General features: G+C 37.4%; 15 protein-coding genes. 2 read left to right on the top strand and 13 right to left on the bottom strand.

What is annotated here, in order from left to right; genetic code table 11:
* Positions 1-3: 3 nt before the first annotated feature.
* From cydB to AC1M9E_RS08560, 6 genes are all read right to left on the bottom strand, one after another.
* Positions 4-1,008, bottom strand: a complete 1,005-nt coding sequence (cydB, locus tag AC1M9E_RS08535; RefSeq protein WP_481592454.1) for a cytochrome d ubiquinol oxidase subunit II — start codon at positions 1,006-1,008, stop codon at positions 4-6.
* The gene (locus AC1M9E_RS08540; protein ID WP_488224685.1) at positions 1,005-2,450 is read right to left on the bottom strand and encodes a cytochrome ubiquinol oxidase subunit I; all 1,446 of its coding nucleotides are present in this window, start codon (positions 2,448-2,450) and stop codon (positions 1,005-1,007) included. The genes cydB and AC1M9E_RS08540 overlap by 4 nt, the downstream gene beginning before the upstream one ends.
* Before the next feature lie 236 nt (positions 2,451-2,686).
* Positions 2,687-3,100: a DUF2946 domain-containing protein gene (locus AC1M9E_RS08545; protein WP_488224686.1), complete on the bottom strand. Its 414-nt coding sequence runs from the start codon at positions 3,098-3,100 to the stop codon at positions 2,687-2,689.
* A gap of 183 nt (positions 3,101-3,283) precedes the next feature.
* Positions 3,284-4,171 carry an MBL fold metallo-hydrolase gene (locus AC1M9E_RS08550; RefSeq protein ID WP_488225203.1) on the bottom strand — a complete coding sequence of 296 codons (888 nt, stop codon included), beginning with the start codon at positions 4,169-4,171 and terminating at the stop codon, positions 3,284-3,286.
* Positions 4,172-4,185: 14 nt separating this feature from the next.
* Entirely contained in the window at positions 4,186-4,602 is a 417-nt protein-coding gene (locus AC1M9E_RS08555; protein ID WP_488224687.1) for a DUF6691 family protein, read from the bottom strand.
* Entirely contained in the window at positions 4,603-5,019 is a 417-nt protein-coding gene (locus tag AC1M9E_RS08560; RefSeq protein WP_488224688.1) for a YeeE/YedE family protein, read from the bottom strand.
* 102 nt (positions 5,020-5,121) lie between these two features.
* Between AC1M9E_RS08560 and AC1M9E_RS08565 the strand changes: the two genes are divergently transcribed.
* Positions 5,122-5,439 carry an ArsR/SmtB family transcription factor gene (locus AC1M9E_RS08565; protein WP_092768848.1) on the top strand — a complete coding sequence of 106 codons (318 nt, stop codon included), beginning with the start codon at positions 5,122-5,124 and terminating at the stop codon, positions 5,437-5,439.
* A gap of 117 nt (positions 5,440-5,556) precedes the next feature.
* Here AC1M9E_RS08565 and dsbG read toward each other — a convergent pair whose 3' ends face one another.
* From dsbG to dsbD, 3 genes are read right to left on the bottom strand one after another with little or no spacing between them, the layout of a single operon-like run.
* Complete coding sequence (gene dsbG / locus AC1M9E_RS08570; protein WP_481596680.1) at positions 5,557-6,288, bottom strand: thiol:disulfide interchange protein DsbG; 732 nt, start codon at positions 6,286-6,288, stop codon at positions 5,557-5,559.
* A gap of 20 nt (positions 6,289-6,308) precedes the next feature.
* Complete coding sequence (locus AC1M9E_RS08575; protein ID WP_481607620.1) at positions 6,309-7,154, bottom strand: prolipoprotein diacylglyceryl transferase family protein; 846 nt, start codon at positions 7,152-7,154, stop codon at positions 6,309-6,311.
* Positions 7,154-9,115: a protein-disulfide reductase DsbD gene (gene dsbD, locus AC1M9E_RS08580; RefSeq protein WP_488224689.1), complete on the bottom strand. Its 1,962-nt coding sequence runs from the start codon at positions 9,113-9,115 to the stop codon at positions 7,154-7,156. The genes AC1M9E_RS08575 and dsbD overlap by 1 nt, the downstream gene beginning before the upstream one ends.
* Positions 9,116-10,223: 1,108 nt before the next feature.
* Between dsbD and AC1M9E_RS08585 the strand changes: the two genes are divergently transcribed.
* On the top strand, positions 10,224-11,036 hold the full coding sequence (locus AC1M9E_RS08585; protein ID WP_180028996.1) for a M48 family metallopeptidase: 813 nt from the start codon (positions 10,224-10,226) through the stop codon (positions 11,034-11,036).
* A 45-nt stretch (positions 11,037-11,081) separates the two neighbouring features.
* On the opposite strand, the gene AC1M9E_RS08590 is transcribed toward AC1M9E_RS08585, so the two are convergent.
* From AC1M9E_RS08590 to hrpA, 4 genes are all read right to left on the bottom strand, one after another.
* Positions 11,082-11,909: an SDR family oxidoreductase gene (locus tag AC1M9E_RS08590; RefSeq protein WP_481607623.1), complete on the bottom strand. Its 828-nt coding sequence runs from the start codon at positions 11,907-11,909 to the stop codon at positions 11,082-11,084.
* A 469-nt stretch (positions 11,910-12,378) separates the two neighbouring features.
* Positions 12,379-13,149 carry a lysophospholipid acyltransferase family protein gene (locus tag AC1M9E_RS08595; protein ID WP_481607624.1) on the bottom strand — a complete coding sequence of 257 codons (771 nt, stop codon included), beginning with the start codon at positions 13,147-13,149 and terminating at the stop codon, positions 12,379-12,381.
* Positions 13,150-13,168: 19 nt separating this feature from the next.
* Entirely contained in the window at positions 13,169-14,284 is a 1,116-nt protein-coding gene (locus AC1M9E_RS08600) for a beta-ketoacyl-ACP synthase III (protein ID WP_488224690.1), read from the bottom strand.
* A 47-nt stretch (positions 14,285-14,331) separates the two neighbouring features.
* Positions 14,332-18,219, bottom strand: coding sequence for an ATP-dependent RNA helicase HrpA (hrpA, locus tag AC1M9E_RS08605; RefSeq protein WP_481607693.1), 3,888 nt, complete (start codon positions 18,217-18,219; stop codon positions 14,332-14,334).
* Positions 18,220-18,645: the final 426 nt, after the last annotated feature.

Consider the following 18,645-nt stretch of genomic DNA (forward strand, 5'->3'; position numbering starts at 1 on the left):
TCCTCAGTGATAACCTTCGTCACCAACACGGACCTTGTCTCTAAATACCCAATAAGATAAAGCGGTATAAAACAATATAATTGGGATTAGAATGAGTGCACCAATGAGAGCAAATAATTGACTACTTTGAGGTGCAGCAGCTTGCCAAATCGTTACACTTGGCGGAATGATATTAGGCCATAAACTAATTAAGAAGCCCGTATACGCAAGAAATACCAAAGCCAATGTACAGATGAAAGGCGCAAACTCCTGACGACGTTTACAAGCTCTGAGCGCAAGGAAAGTAAAAATCAATACCAGTATTGGTACGGGGCTGAAATACCACATTTGTGGTTGGCTAAACCAACGCTGTGCAATATCGTCATGTACAAGGGGGGTATAAATACTGACAGCGCCAAATATTAGAAATAACGCGATCATAAGCTTCGGCATCAGACGGTACATATGATCTTGTACACGCTCATCCGTTTTAAAAATTAACCATCCACAACCGAGTGTCGCGTATAACACAACAACGCCTAAACCTGTAAAGAGTGAAAATGGAGTGAGCCAATCCAGACCACCACCCGTGAACACACCATTGGTCGTCTGAATTCCTTGAATATAAGCGCCTAAAATCACACCTTGTAAAAATGAAGCTAAAATTGAACCCCAAATAAATGCTTGGTCCCAAAGTGCCTTAGTCCGATTAGCCTTAAAACGAAACTCAAAAGCGACTCCACGAAATATAAGCGCGATCACCATTAAGGTGATGGGCATATATAATGCAGACAACACAGTCGAATAGACCAGTGGAAAAGCGGCAAATAAACCAGCTCCACCAAGTACCATCCAAGTCTCATTGCCATCCCATACGGGTGCTACAGTATTCATCATGACATCACGCTCTTGGCGATCTTTTACAAATGGAAATAAAATACCAATTCCCAAATCAAAACCATCAAGAACGACATAAATCAAGACACCTAGTGCGATGATCACAATCCAAATCAATGATAAATCAATCATTTCAAATTCTCCTGATCATTCACCCTGTTTGATGCTTCAAGTTGTTGTTCATTATCAATGGTACTCATCGGGCGTTTAGACGCTCGGATCACTTCGCCATCTGAATGTGGTGTTAAATAAATAAATTCTGGTCCTTTTACCATCATTTTCAACATATAAAAGATACCGATACCAAATACGATGCAGTACACCACAACAAAAATAATTAGCGTAAGTCCAACCTGTTCCGCAGAGACAGGAGATAACGCATCTTTCGTACGCATTACGCCATAGATAATCCAAGGTTGACGTCCCACCTCTGTGGTAAACCAGCCTGCCAATAATGCAATAAAACCTGAAGGCCCCATCCACAATGCAAACTTGTGCAACCATTTAGAATCATAGAAGTTGCCAGTCTTACGTAGCCATAGACCAAATACAGCCAGTAAGATCATGAGCATGCCCATACCCACCATGATTCGGAAACTCCAAAAAACGATGGTTGAATTAGGTCGATCCTCAGGAGCGAATTCTTTTAAGCCTTTAACCTCACCATTAAGAGTATGTGTCATGATCAGGCTACCCAGATTTGGAATACCAATCGCATATTTAGTTTCTTCAGCTTCCATATCTGGAATACCAAATAGATACAACGGCATACCATGATCTTTATTGGTTTCCCAATGACCTTCGATTGCAGCTAATTTAGCAGGCTGATGTTCTAAGGTATTCAATCCATGTAAATCACCCACGAACATCTGTAGTGGAGCTAAAGCAAGGATCATCCACATTGCCATCGAGAATGACTTTTTAACTAACGCATCACGGCGTCCTTTGAGTAGATGCCATGCAGCAGTTGCGGCAACCAATAAGCCTGAAACCAAGAAAGCGGCCAGTGCCATATGGGCTAATCGATAAGGAAAGGATGGGTTAAAGACAATCGCAAACCAATCTTGGGGAACGATTATTCCATTTTCAAATGCAAAGCCTTGAGGTGTTTGCATCCAGCTATTAGATGACAGAATCCAAAACATGGATATACATGTTCCTATTGCCACCATTAAGGTTGCAAAAAAATGCGTCTTTGGTCCAACTCGCCCCCAGCCAAACAACATGATACCGAGGAAACCAGCTTCTAAGAAAAACGCACTGAGCACTTCATAAGTTAGCAATGGTCCGGTGACACTACCAGCTATACGTGAAAATTCACTCCAGTTGGTTCCAAACTGATAGCTCATCACCACGCCTGAAACGACACCCATACCAAATGAAAGTGCGAATATTTTTATCCAAAATTTAAACAGATCTCGATAAACAGGATCATTCGTTTTAAGCCAACGCCATTCGAGCACAGCCAAAAAACTTGCCAATCCAATCGAAATTGCTGGAAAGATAATGTGAAATGAAACAGTGAATGCGAATTGAATACGCGCCAATTCGAGCGCTGTTAGTCCTAGATCCATGACGTCACCTTATCGTTGAGTTTTGTGGTGAATGTTGTTCTTCACTGAGTTTAAAACTACAGTTAGAATTACATTGTAGATGTCATGTATCACTCCGATAACACGCGATTTTAAATACACTTTTTTGAGGATGAGTGAATACCGTCTGTTGGCTACAGACTGTTTAAAGATTTTTTTCATAATATTGAACTCTACATAAATTGATTAAGATCAAAATGATCCAAGGTTTAAATCAATTAGAGTCCAAAAGGTGGCGCTCGGCCTTGAGGCAGAAGATAGAGCTTCTGTAGAGAAAAATAAACGTGCCAAAAAGAATTGCGGTAGAAACTCAGCTTAACTTGTAAGCGATCAAAAATTTCTTTTACACCAAAATCGAATGGTAAGACGAGGTCTCCATACACAGTGCAATATTGGCATTGGTGAGTAATTTGATTATGGTCGTGATGATGTTCGTTTTTACTTAAATGGTGGACGAGATCGTGATAAGTCTCATGAACATGCTGATGGCGTTCTGGAGAAAGTAAATTATGCATAATAGACATGCATACCGGAGCGATATGAAATTTCTCCGGTAAGATCGGTTGTAAATAAACCGCTAGTTGTAATAACACCGTTGCAAATGCAATGATGAGTCCACTAGATCTTAGCAAAATTTCCTCTCAACTCTTATCGATAAAGAGTGTTTAGAAACATAGAAAAAATCAAGTTAATAACCGACTAGGCTGATCAACTTTCATACTTAACTATACGCCTATTTAACTTGTTTTTAAAGCCTTTTTCAATTTTATACATAACATGTATTTATAAAAATAAAAGTAGCTAAACTTTAAGATTTAAAAAAAATTTAAAGGGATTTTCAAATAAGACACTCCATTGTGTTCAGTGGGCGGAAATTTGCCACCATTTATATTAATTTGAATGGCTGGTAAAATGAGCTTTGGCATCCCCAATGTTGCGTCACGGCTATTGCGCATTTCCACAAAATCATTCTTTTTTGAATCAATTCGAATGTGTATATTCGATGCTTTTTGCGTTCCTATATCCGTTTGACACATATATTGGTGTCGATTTTCTGGTAAATAATCGTGACATAGATATACACGCATATGATCAGGCAGTTGATAAAGCTTCTGAACTGAATCAAATAATTCTGCTGCACTGCCCCGTGGAAAATCACAACGTGCTGTACCATAGTCTGGCATAAATATAGTATCACCCACGAAAACTGAATCACCTATCACATAACTAAGACAAGCAGGTGTATGACCAGGCGTTGGAATATTGTAGGCTTCAATTTCTCCAATTTTAAAACACTCATGATCTTTAAATAAATAATCGAATGGTTGCTGTGCGTTTATTGCCTTAATATCCAATTGATAAATTGAGCCAAATGTTTCTTGTACAATTCCAATATGATGACTCATGGCAATTTTGCCACCTAGCTTTGATTTTAAATATTGCGCAGCGGTCAAATGATCAGCATGCACATGTGTTTCTAAAATCCACTCAACCTTGTAATGCTGTTCATGTATGTATTGAATAATCTGGTCAGCATGTTCCGTCGTTGTTGTCGCAGAAGCAGCATCAAAATCTAAAACACTATCGATAATGGCACAACTTAATGTCACAGGATCAGCCACGACATAACTAAATGTATTGGTATTTTGATCAAAAAAATCTTTAATTAGCGGCTTGATTTGATCTTGAGTGGCGTCTTTCATCACTAGTTTCATAACTATGCCCCCATCCATTTACGGTGAATTAAAACTCCTATCAACATCGCAATCACAAAATAGAGTGATTGATAATGCCCTAAACCAATCAATGTTAATCCTGGTGCTGGACAGATGCCTGCGATGCCCCATCCTATCCCAAACAAGCTAGCACCTATGATGAGCTTGTTATCAAGCTGATTGTTCTTTGGTAAATCAATAGTCTCATTGAATAGAGTTAAAGGTTTTTCACTTCTGGTTACGATCTGAAAGGGTATGAATGCCACGACAATGGCACCCATTATGACAAATGCCAAACTTGCATCCCACTCACCGAATAAATCAAGAAAATTAAGAACTTTTTCAGGGTTCGACATTCCAGATAACATGAGCCCCACGGAAAAAAGTGAGCCAAACAAAAAAGCAAAAAGGTTTTTCATTTAGAATGCTCCTGTGACATGTCGAATTAAATAAACCGTTATAAAGCCTGTCAGCATAAAACTTAGTGTTGCCACAATAGATCTTTTGGACAATCTACTTAAACCACAAATGCCATGCCCACTTGTACAGCCAGAACCTAAACGTGTTCCAAATCCAACTAAAATACCTGCCACGATCATCATGAATGGACTTGCTTCGAGTTCAATTTCAGGCTGAACCCAAATACCATAGATCAACGGTGTGATGATGAGACCCATTAAAAACCACAATGCTGGTGTTTTGAAAACTTTATGCGGATTTAGTACTTGACCGATTAAACCACTAATCCCTGCTATTCGACCATTCACATATAAGTATCCAACCACAGATAAACCGAGTAGTGCTCCACCTAAAAAAGCAATCACAAAATCATGCATAACAATTTACTTATTTACAATATATTTTTTTATATTATATAATTTTGAAAAATAATCAAGATGCTTTAACATACGCATCCTTCTGTTTCAAAGGAACATCCAATGCCGTCTGATGTTGAATTAAATCAAATGGATTTTTCACAAGTTGATCAAGTCAGCGATCGACTTAAAGTCCTGTCGAATCCTGATCGCTTAAAGATACTTTGTATTTTAGTAGATGGTGAATTGAACGTTCAGGAAATTGAGAATCGAACTCAAATTTTTCAACCCACGCTTTCACAACAGTTAACCGTATTACGTAAAGCTGAAATGGTGGTGACTCGTCGTGAAGGTAAACAAATTTTTTATCAAGTGAGTGATCCTAAAGTCCTCACCATTATGCAAACGCTTTATCGCTTATATTGCGATCCTACTTCATAATCTTGCAATTCTTTCAGTTGTGGATATGAGACTCAAATACGATCATATTCTCCATGTAAATGACCATGTATTAAATTTTAAAGTTTTGTATTCAAGAGTACTAAAGACCAAAAAATTCTATTTTTCAAAAACTTCTTGCAAGTCTTTTGCCATTCCTTGCATAGACTTGAACTCTCCTTGTTGATTTTTCCATACCATAGCTGGCGTGGAAAAAAATCCATATTTATCCATAAGTGACTCGTTATAGTCGATTTTTTCATGTAAAGATTTTGATATATTTTGCGTAACAACTAATCGCTCTTTACCTTTCTTTTTATTGTAGTCATTAAATACTTTAGCAGGATCACTTGAGTTAAGTATGGTGGCAATCTGCCCTCGACTTTCTTCTCGAATTACACCAACTTGTATATGTCGAAGTTGAACTTTTCCCGAGTTTACCCATGGTCGTGCAGCTTCCCAAAATTGATGGCAATATGGGCAGTTAGGATCTGAAAATACATAAACAACGCGTGCTGCTGTATTTTCACCATCTTGAATCCAAGTCGACTTTTCAATGCTCTTCCATACATCATCTAATACGGCGTCTTTGACATGTGTATTTAATGCTTCAATAGAAATATTTTCACCTTGAGCATTATATAAATCACCCATAATGTAATATTTCTGATCATTAGAAATAAAAACCGTGCCTGGATGTTGGTTCATATGCCCTGCCCATCCTGTCATACCTGCTGGTGCTGGAATTTCTTTTACAAACTCAAAGCCCTCTGCTGAAATCTGCTTTTTTAAATCCGCATAACTGACGCTACTTATTAAAAATACGCTAGACAACAATATTAATTTATTTATATCTTTCATAACCTTTAGCTCTACTCAGCTGTCATTTTAATTAAATATTCTTGCATTTTTGCAGCGCTTAACTCACCCATATGTCTATCCACCAATTTACCTTTTTCATCGTAAAACAATGTAGTTGGCAAGCCAAAACTATTGCTCTGCTTGGGCATTTCCCCATTTACATCAAGTCTGACATTTTTAAAGTTGAAGCTGTGTTTTTGTAAATAGTTTTGAACCGTTGTGATATCTTCACCTTGATTGAGCATCACAAAATGAATATTGGGATGAGCCTTTTGTGCTTGAAAAAGTATTAGCATCTCTCTATGACATGGCGGGCACCAACTCGCCCACAAATTAACGACTGTAGGCTGACCCAAAAAATCTGTGAAATACCCTTCATTCTTATTTTCACTATGATCAGTTGGGAGTATCTGAAAACTTAGATCAGGATAAAAACTTTCAACCTTGTATTGAGTTTTTATCATTACGCCAATCGCTACCCAAAATAAAAACACCCCAACTAAAATGATCTTCATTTTTGTTCGTAAGCTTCGATTGAGAATGATATAGCTTAGCCCACCGAAGAATAATCCACTCCATAAGCTAAATCCTTTATCTTGGATTTTGAGTATATCTAAAGGATTTGCAATATAAGTCTCCCAATAGAACATAACAAAGATGACTCTAGCGGCAACTGCTCCAATAATGATGCTTGTCCACACTGAATCTTTACTGATTTTGACTTGGGTATCTGTCCATTTATAGTGATGACCTAAAACATTGATCAGGATACTGATGAACAGTATCCCACTGAATAGAATCAATAAAACCCATGGAAACATGAGTGATCCAAGTTGAATCCCATCAAATGAAATCATTACTGAACCATCCCGACAGATTGTTCCTGCAATCGATTTAATAACTGTGTTGCAGTAAAAGTTCCAGTCAAGCGCAGATCACGTATTTCATCATGTTGCGTATTTAAAAAAATAAATGTTGGCGGACCTAAAATTTGCCATTTTTTTAACAGTTCATCTTGGCTTGGTTCAAAATGAGTGAGATCTAATTTAATTAAAACCAACTCATTGAGTTTGGCTTGAACATCTTCACGCGGAAGTACCTCTTTTTCAATCGGTTGACATGCAACACACCAATCTGCGTAAACATCAATTACTACGGCTTTACCTTGATTTGCGTTCAAAACATTTGAAAGCTGCGCGGCAGAGTTGACTTTATGCCATGTATGTAATGTTTTGGCCTGCGTTACAAGTGAGTGCGTATACCCTTCCTGCACATAATTCACTCCTAAAAACATCATGCCAAGACTGAATAATATGATGATGCTTTTAACCACTATTTTTTCGACATAAGGTCGCATTTTCCAGAGTAAATATACAGCGAATCCAAGAAGTAAAAGACCCATCAGAATTTGATAAATACTGGTTGGAATAAGTGGCCGTGCAAAATAAATGGCCACAAGCAACATCACGAAGCCAAAACAGACCTTGAGTCGATCCATCCATACCCCAGGTTTAGGTAAAAAATGCGTCCCGAAAACTGCCGCAATAAAAAGCGGCAAACCAATCCCAATGCCCAAAACAAAAAGAAAAGTCGACCCTAATAAAGGTTGGTTCATCTGTGAGACAAATATCAATGCTCCAGCCAACGGAGCACTCATGCAGGGTCCAACTATCAGTGCAGAAATCATCCCCATGAGTCCTGCACCGATCAATGTTCCGCCTTTTTGTTTTTGTTGCCAAAGATCTAAGCGTTGTAACATTCCTTGAGGTAAAGAGATTTGAAATGCACCAAAAAGATTAAGGGCAAAAATAATAAACAGGAGACTAAAAATACTGATGAAGATCGGACTTTGAAACCAACGCTGAAAACTATAGCCCAGTTGAGAAACAACGAATCCCATTAACGCATAAACGATAGCCATCCCTGTGACAAAAATAAAAGCTATTATCGCGGCACGATAACCTCTGTGATTTTGCACAAGAATGCCTGATAAAATCGGAATTAAGGGCAATGAACAAGGCAAGAATGCCAACAATATTCCAAGTCCTAAAAACACCAATAAATTAAGCCATACACTTTGTTGAGAGAGCAAATTTAAAAAAAATTGATCGTTGTTCCATACACTCGAAAAGCTGGCTGGCCTGTTCAAATTTTCTTTAGATAAATTTGCATCTAGCGTGGATTGATCCTCACTGATTAAATTATTTTCCCCAAATTCGGTTTTATCTAACTCAAGCGCAGAAGCGTTAAAATTTTTACGATCTGAGACTGTATTATTATCCTTTGAAATGAGTTGTGTTTCTGTTTTTGGTGAAGCATTTTCTTGTGCATCTCGAGTATTTACAACTCCATTAGATGCCGCTGAAATTTCTTTGAGATTTAAAACTTTCTTAGCTTGTGTAGTTTGCTGCGCTGGGAATAAACCTGTGCTGTCAGTTGTTATCGTTGTTCTTTGAATCGGATAACATAAACCACTTTCAGCACATCCTTGCCATTGAATCTTAAATTCTTGATTTGGTTTGACTGGAATATTGCTGATTACATCCTGATAATGCACTTGGGTCATACCAAAGTTTGGATCATCTTTCTCTTTTGGGCGTGGTAGAGATAACTTTACAGGACCTTGAATGTCTGAAACTTTGATTTGATCATGATAGAGATAGTAACCATCTGCGATCTTCCATTTTAGTTCAGCTTGATGATGACTGACTGATACTGCCTCAAATTGAAATGCTTGATCTGGTGGTAGAAAATCTGCAAATGCAAAATTACTCACCAAAGAACCAAGCAATAAACTACCCTTAAACCACTTATTCATATTGACTGTATCAGTTCCTGTCTAGTCGTTCAAAGTTCAAAGAATGAATTAAGAAAGCGTGATAAAACAAATGCCGCTTCAACGCCCATCGTCACTCGAGATCGCTCATACATTTGTACTCGCCCTAACATGAACTTTATATCGCAAAAAATCTCATTATTCCGTTGGAATTCTTTAAATATTTCTGTTGATCACCTTGGCACAGCGTTTGTGATTGAGACTTTACTCGAACCACCAAAGAAACCCTCATTTGATTCACCGAGTACTCAACATCAAGATTAATCATTCTTTCAAAATACGATGCGATTGAATGACGAGTACTGAAAACTCAAGTTCAGGTTAAACATCTTTGAAATTGAACGAATTGATACTTATATTGACTGAAGACAAAATAAGTTTAGATGAATTTATTTTAAAGTGTTCTGTTGCATCGATTGGCTAGGATAAGCAGCATGCGCATATTAATGAGGCTCAGACCTTATCAAAAATCAAACAGGCCTTAGAACACTGTGATCAAAAAAATTCGTGGTTATAAATCATATAATTAGTCCACCCAAATTTAATTAAAACACCCAACGATAATATGTGTGAATTAAATCACAAAATACACCAATTCAATGTAAGAAAAACTTCACAATATAAGAATTAATTTTTAATAGCCTTGAATGGAATTCCAAAATATTTCGTTATGAGTTATTTATCAATATTCAACTAAAATAGTGAGAATTTATTCTCATATTAAATTAAATTAAAAAACAGAATCACACTTAAATATTTAAAAAAACAATAATAAAACATAAATTACTGATTTATATATATTATTAATTTTAATAAATATTAATCCAACCACCAATAATATAATAAAAGTATAATAAAATACAAAATATATATAAATAAAATAATTTATCTAAATAATAAAATAACGAATTAATAAATATTAATGTGACTAAAATCTCATTATAACCACCATGATATTAATTAGTTCAAATTAATAGTTAAAATAATGTTTGTTTAATTAATCTAAATACTGAACAATAATTAAACACGAAATCTGGCCATTAAAAATCAAGTCAGCTTTCAAATAATATCCCATCATTAAGGTGTAATTATGAAATCCTTCGCGTTTGGTATTATAAGTTCAATTGCATTAATCTCGACTGGCTGTGTTTCAACCACATCATTAGGCACTGTAGCTTCCGAACGTAAACAACTCATGATTATTCCGGAATCAGCTTGGAATAAAATTTCAAATCGTAGCTATAATAAATTTGAAAAGAAAGCGAAGACTAAGTCTTTATATCTTGAAGATCCACGCTTAAATCAAATTTTGGCACGTTTAATCCCACATGCTAATCAATATTTACGTGAAGGTCGTCAACCAATTCAATGGCGAATTAACGGTGTGCTCAGCAGCAAACCGAATGCCCAATCCTTTCAAAGTGGGCAAATTGTAGTTAATTCGGCTGTATATATGTTTGAAAACTTATCTGATGACGAGTTAGCCACCTTAATTGCGCATGAAATGGCACACATTATCCGTAATCATAGTCGTGAAAAGGCTTCTCGTTTCGCAGCAATGAATTTGGGTCTAATGGGTGCAACCATGGGAACTGGGGCTGCCATCGGGCTTGCAAGTGGTTTATCAGGCAATCAAACCAATATGTCTCATCGCCGTCATCTAGAAGAAGAAGCTGATTTGATTGGTTTAGATTTGATGGTGAGAGCGGGCTACAATCATAATGCAGCACTCTCATTTTGGGATAAATTCGAAGCAAATCTCAACAAACGTAAAATGAATAAAGATCAATCAACTTTGTTTGCAAGTCATCCGAGCAATGACCAACGTAAAGCATTCTTAACTGAGCAAGTCATGCAGATCGAGATGTATCAAAAGGATGTCAACCTTACTGCATTACGATAATTTAGTATAAATAATAAAGCCCAACGCTATGTTGGGCTTTCTCATTTATGGATCAACAAATAAATCGACCATCAATTCCTGATCTGATGGCTCAACTCGATATTTTTCGAAATCAGTTTCACCTTTCTCTCTTAATATCTCTTCATCGATCATCATACGACCCGTGATCGAACGTTTCTCACTCGTCAAGATTGCATACGCTGCATCAGCCATGATTGCCGGTGTCCGAGCCTTGCTAAATAACTCACGTCCACCGAGAGAAAATTCTATCGCTGCAGTTGCAATAATGGTTCTAGGCCACAAGGCATTAACACTTATCCCATAACGTTCGAATTCTTGATTCATTCCCATGGTCAACATACTCATGCCATATTTACTGATGGTGTAAGGAGAATGAACCGCAAACCACGATTCTTTTAAATTTAAAGGTGGAGAGAGACTAAGAATATGTGGATTTTGACTTTGTTTTAAATAAGGCAAGGCAGCTTGACTACAGACCATAACGGCGCGAGTATTAACTTGATACATGAGATCAAAACGATTTGGATCAAGCGTTTCAACCCCACTCAAATTAATCGCACCAGCATTATTAATGAGGACATCTATCCCACCAAAATGTTCAGCAGCCTGTTTCATTGCGGCTGCGACAGCATCTTGATCTCGGACATCAAGTTGGATCGCTAATGCTCTCCCACCAGCTGCTTCTATTTCTTTTGCAACAGAATGAATCGTACCACTGAGTTTCGAATGTTCAGTGCTCGTTTTTGCAGCAACCACAATATTTGCACCATCTTTTGCAGCTTTAAGTGCAATCTCACGACCGATACCTCTGCTTGCACCTGTAATGAACAGTGTTTTTCCTTGTAGTGACATAATCCCTCTGTGTTATTTTGTTTTTGAATTTTCAATGTACAAAAAAAAACCACTTATGCAAAATTTCTTTATGAACCTCTAAGTCGTAGAAGCATACATTTTGCAATTACAAAATTAGAATTGTTTTGATAGCAGGCTAAAAAATTTAAATAACATTCTGTTTTTATTAATTTTTATAAAACCAACTATAGTTGCATTTTGTACCAAAAATTCACCTTTGATTTTCAAACTTAATTTGTGTGAAATTTAAAAAGTGAAAATCGCTCTCATACGCCTATTATTATTCTGAGATAAAAAAAAGCCCAAGGAGGAGTACAATCTTTGGGCTTAGTAAACTGAATATTTACATTAAAATAATATACCTAATTGATATAAAATAGAAAGCACTAATTTATTTTTTTAATATTATTTTAAAAATATTTTTATAATCAACAATATAATTAGATTAAGAAGTATAATTTTCTAAGATTTAACTTTGTCTATCTCGTATCAACTGCGTTGATGCAATATTTTCGTAAATTGTTTGCTGCAATTGATCTCTGAATTCAATCAAATCTTGTTCTGTTTTGATATTTGAGATTGATTGTCGTGGTAAAAATTTGAAATAGAATGGGACTCTTTTAGGAATAATATTTTTGGGTATTGAAGGCAAGACATCACCTTGACGGAGTATTTTTCCAATTTGAGGTACAGCTAAAAGCTTTTTAAACCACTTTTTTTCAAGCAAATAATTGGCATCAAGTGCCAAATCGAATACTTCATCACCACCTACAGCTACAAAAGGTACAATGTCGTAGTCAAATTCTTGAGCTAACTTTAAGAATCCATAGCGCTCTTTCCATATGAGTTGATATTCTTCCCCTTTGCGCTTTACTACCTCACGCCCACCACCTGGAAACACTAGGATAGAGTATCCTTGTTGCATTGCATCTCTGGCGTATTCTCTTAGACCCTCAATTGCACCCATTTTATGAACCATATCTTTCCAATACGGTATTTTGAAATGAATGTGATCACCTAAACTCACAATTTTAATTTTGTGCTCTGTATATAGATAATCAATCAATATTGGCGTATCAAATACACCATAAATTGTATGATTACCCACATACATGGCAGGTCGATCAGCATTGAGATGTTCAACACCAAGAAAGGTCGGTTTAAAATAAAAACGTTGCAACAAACTACCATATCGGATCATTTTAGAATGGTGTTGGATTTGCAATGCTTTATTTTCCATTGAACATCTCTTTATATAATTAAGCTACTCGCTTCTGAACCAGTATTGAACCAACAGAATAACCCGCGCCAAATGAACATAATACACCGTATTCACCATCATTCACTTGATCTGCAGTTCGGTGTAACGCAATGATGACCCCAGCTGAAGAAGTGTTTGCAAACTCGTCTAAAATGATTGGAACTAAGTCTGGATCTGCTTCAGCAGCAGCTTTACCCACAACCAGCTTTAAAATTAACTCGTTCATGCTGGCATTGGCTTGATGTAACCAGAAACGTTTAACATTCGTCGGTTCGATTTGGTTTTTCTCAAGTTGCTTTGTAATCATTTTCGCAACCAATGGGCATACTTCTTTAAACACTTTACGGCCATCTTGACGGAAGCGTTTATCATCCGCATTGGTTGTTTCACTTGGATTCAAGAAACCAAAATTATTACGAATGTTATTAGAGAATTGCGTAAACAATTGCGTATCTAAAATTTCGAATCCTGTTTTAGAATCTGTATCTTCGATAATTGAAGCTGTCGCCACATCACCAAAAATGAAATGACAATCACGTGAACGATAATCTGTATGACATGATGTGATTTCCACATTGACCAAGAGCACACGACGAGCACCAGACTTAATCGCATCATAAGCTTGTTTTAAGCCAAATGTTGCAGCAGAACAAGCAACATTCATGTCATAAGCATAACCTTGAATGCCTAATGCAGTTTGAATTTCAATAGCAACCGCAGGATATGCACGTTGCATATTTGAACAAGCCAATATTACAACATCAATGTCTTCAGCAGTTACACCGGCATTTTCCATTGCTTGTTTTGAAGCGATCACACCCCACTCAGCTTGAAGTGAAATTTCATCATCTGATCGTTCTGCTAAGTTTGGACGTAAACGATTAGGATCTAATACGCCTTCCTTCTCTACAACATAACGTGCTTTAACACCTGAAGCCTTCTCAATAAATTCTGCACTTGAACCACGGCGTGCTTCGATTTCGCCCGCAGCAATTTTTTCAGCATTCTCTTGATTAAACTTTTCTACATAAGCATTTAAACTTTCAACCAATTCTTCATTGGTGATGACATGTTCAGGATGGAATAAGCCAGTGCCTGTAATACGAATGCCCATGCAAAACTCCTTTTTTGAGTAACTCAATATTTCAAATTAAAGCTATATTAACTGATTCCGAGACGTTCCCATACTTTTTGAATACGGTTTGGCGAAATTGGCATCTTGGTTTTCATCGGTTGAGAGAATAATGAGATTCTCAGTTCTTCAACCATAAAATATAACTCTTTTAATTTCTGATCATTTTTATATTTAAATAATTTATCCATCCAAGGATCGACTTGAGCAATCGCATCATCATCTCGTTTGAGATTATGAGGCAAACGATCAATCCTGATCAATAAAGCTTTAAGATAGCGTGGAAATTCAATCCACACGTCTACAGATTTACTATAAGCAAAATCCGCTAAACTCATTAGATCAAGTTGATCTTCAATATCATCGATATTTTTACCAAATACATTGGCATCAATCATCATCAACTCGCGTCGAATTTGTTGCCATTGTACATAAATGTCATTAAAGGCAGCCAAGACCTTTTGACCATGCGTCAGGAAAGACTGCTTGACAGCCTGCAGAATTGTTTGGAAATCTTGCGCATCTACAGGCTCTTTTTCTAAAGCCATTTGCAATGTTGCGTAAACTAACATTTGTTCTAACTTAGCTTTATCACCCAAAGGGGAATAGGCTAATGCGAGTGGTTTAGAAATTTGTTTTTTAAGCTGTCGAATCAAATCACCTAGCTGCATATGAATCAGGCGAATAATACCAGCACGATGATGGCGTATCGCTTCATGCTGATCATTAAACGTTTGAATGACAACACCTGACTCATCCTTTTGCTCAAGCTTAGAAAATTCCTTGCTTGGTACAAGTGCTTGATATTGTTTGACGACGACACCTGTGACTTTTTGCGATGCTTCAAACACAAAATGCTCAGGGAAAGTTTGATACTCACCTTTTAACTGCTTGACTGGACTATGCGTTTCAGTACGACAGCGTGCTTTTAATTCAGATAAATCGCGACCTTGCTCAATCACTCGTCCTTTTTCATCGATGACTTTAATGAGCGGTAAAAGATATTGTTCAATTCGATCTACATTAAAATCTTTTTCAGTGATCTGTTCGCCTCTCAATTGAAAAGCTAAAAAACTAAAAATATGCTTTTGTAAATCTTGCGCATCTATTTTGGACATCAGTTTACGCGCTGTATCTGGTATAGGTACCAAGCCACGACGCTTATCTTTTGGAAGAGCTTTTAATAGTGCTTCAATCAAATCAAGACGCCAACCTGGAATGCCCCATGACCATAAGTTTTCATCTACTTGTGGCAGGGCCTGTAGTGGAATCTTGACCGTCGCACCATCTTCATCATGACTTGGGTCAAATCGATAACTTGCCGCTAAACGAAGGTCCCCATTACGTAAGTAATCAGGGAACTGTTGGGTGGTTGGACGATCGTTAAGCCACAAAGCATCGTCATCGATGAACAAATAACGTGGTTTTTGAGGCTCAACTGTTGCACGCCAATCTTCAAAACTACGCCGACTCGCTACATCTTCAGGCACTTTTGCTGCATAAAACTGATAAATCGTCTCTTCATCTACCACCAAATCACGACGACGCAATTTGTCTTCAACTCGCTCAACTTCTTCTAGTTTAAGCAAGTTATGTTTTAAAAATGGTGGTGTAATCCCCAGATGACCCGTCGTTAAAGCATCGCGAAGGAAAATTTCATGCGCCGCAGTTTGATCGACCTTTTCATAATTGATTTGACGCTTAGGTTCAATAATCAAACCAAACAGTGAAATTTGATCATATGCGTTAACTACACCTGCTTTTTTCGACCAATGCGGTTCAAAGTAATGATGTTTCACTAAATCACGTGCAGCTAGCAAAATCCACTCAGGCTCAATTTTTGCCAGTGTTCGTAAATACACCTGAGAGGTTTCTACCATCTCAAATGCCATGACCCATGGTGTATTGGTTTTGTGTAAGGTTGATGCAGGAAATATACGTGCCTTTTGTTGACGCACTGCCATGAATACATTGCGTTCATCTGTTTTATTTGCAATGAATGACAATAGTCCCGTGAGTAAAGCTCTGTGAAGATTTTCGTAACTGGTTTTCTTTTCATTAAAAGAAAGCTTTAAGCCTTGAGCAAGATCAACCAGTTGCTCATGTGTTTTTTTCCATTCTCTCAAGCGTAACCAACTGAAGAAATGATTACGTGCAAATGTGCGACGCTTATTTTCACTCATCTCCCGATTTGCAACCAACGCATCCCATAATTTGAGATAGAACAGAAAGTCAGAGTCGGCTTCACGAAACAAGGCATGCTTCTGATCCGCTTGCATTTGTTTATCAGCAGGACGCTCTCTTGGATCCTGAACAGCTAACGCTGCCACGATAATCAATACTTCATTGAGCGCCCCAAAATGAGCACCCCCCAAAATCATACGTGCGAGTCTTGGATCAATTGGCATTTTTGCCATTTGTTGACCAATTTTGGTGAGAGAATCGCCTTTGCCTTGAAGTCCACCTTTATCTAAAGATGAGGCTGTTTTAGCCACAAGAGAAGGATTACTCTTTTCCGTCATCGCCCCGAGTTCAATCAGCAGTTTACGACCATCATTGACGAGACGATGATCAGGCGGTTCAATAAAGTCAAAATCTTCGAGTGTTCCAAGACCTAAACTCTGCATCTGCAAAATAACAGATGCCAAATTAGTACGTTTGATTTCAGGTTCAGTAAATTCGGGACGACTTAAAAAGTCTTCTTCTGAATACAGTCGAATACACACACCCGGTGCAATACGACCACAACGACCTTTACGTTGATTGGCTGCTGCTTGAGAAATCGCTTCAATCGGTAAACGCTGAACACGCGAACGGTAGTTATAACGAGAGATACGTGCAAAACCACTATCAATGACGTAACGTATGTTTGGAACGGTCAATGCAGTTTCCGCAACGTTGGTGGCAATAATGATACGCCGTCCACCACCTGCAGGATTAAAAATCTTTTGTTGTTCAGATAACGCTAGTCTCGCATACAAAGGTAGAACTTCTGTATGACGAGGTCCATGTTTGATTAAAGTTTCCTGTAGCTCACGAATCTCTTGTTCCGTACTGGCAAAAATCAAAATATCTGCGTGTTCAGGATGACCTTTTTCCTGTGCATCTTTGAAACATTCTTCAACAGCTGATACTACTGCGCGCGGTAGGTTTTCTTCAAAGTCATCAAACTCATCATCATCACTCCCTATAATACTCATTTCAGAGATCGGACGATAACGCACTTCTACAGGAAAACTACGACCTTCAACCTCAAAGATCGGTGCGTTATTGAAGTAACTTGAAAAACGATTAACGTCTAAAGTTGCAGATGTGATGATGACTTTAAGATCTTTACGACGTGGCAAGAGCTGTTTTAAATAGCCCATGATGAAGTCAATATTGAGCGAGCGCTCATGTGCTTCATCAATAATAATGGTGTCATATTTGGTTAAGAAACGATCATGAGCCAATTCAGCCAGCAAAATACCATCTGTCATTAAACGAACGATAGAGTCCTGTGAACCCTGTTCGTTAAACCTTACTTTAAATGAAATAGACTCACCGAGTTTTTCACCCACCTCTTCTGCAATACGTTGCGATACACTGCGCGCAGCTAATCGTCGTGGCTGGGTATGACCAATTAACCCTGTTAAACCACGCCCCGCAAGCATGGCTATCTGAGGAAGCTGAGTTGTTTTACCTGAACCTGTTTCACCCGCAACGATAATGACCTGATGTTTTTGAATGGCCTCAATCAATTTGTCTGCATATTGGGTAACAGGTAAATCTTGATTAAGTTTGATATTAGGAATGCGTTGAATACGCTGTTGTACTTTTAAATTTGATTTTTCAAAAAGTTCTTGATATTGCTTTTCATTGGCATCTTTTCCTTTGCGTAGTCGATTTAAACGATGAAGATCTCGTACCATCACCATTTGTTCTACATTTAACCCTATCGTTGCCAAGTTTTAGCCCTATATCAATTACGAAACGCTTTATTCTACTCATTTTCAAAAATTATCCCAAATCTGAATCGGACTATTTTTTTAGATTAAATGAGAATATAAAGCTTAAAATGATCTTATGTTGAAATAGAAACATGTCAGCCGTGTTATGTGACAATTCATACAATTTTTGAAATTTTCATGTAGCTTTTTATATTTTTGAAAAACCAAATCCAAAATAATGATGATTTTTTTAATATTTACCCTTGAATTTTCACTTCAGTGTCTTCATGTTGGTAGGCATGTGAAATTTTCTCATCCTGTCACGAATACATCATTTTGATGTGTTACAAGGAAGACAGATGACAAACTTAAATGGCAATCAATTTACATAATTCGGTTTTTCCGATTTTTGTA

The organism is Acinetobacter sp. 24-47-47, from assembly GCF_057737035.1.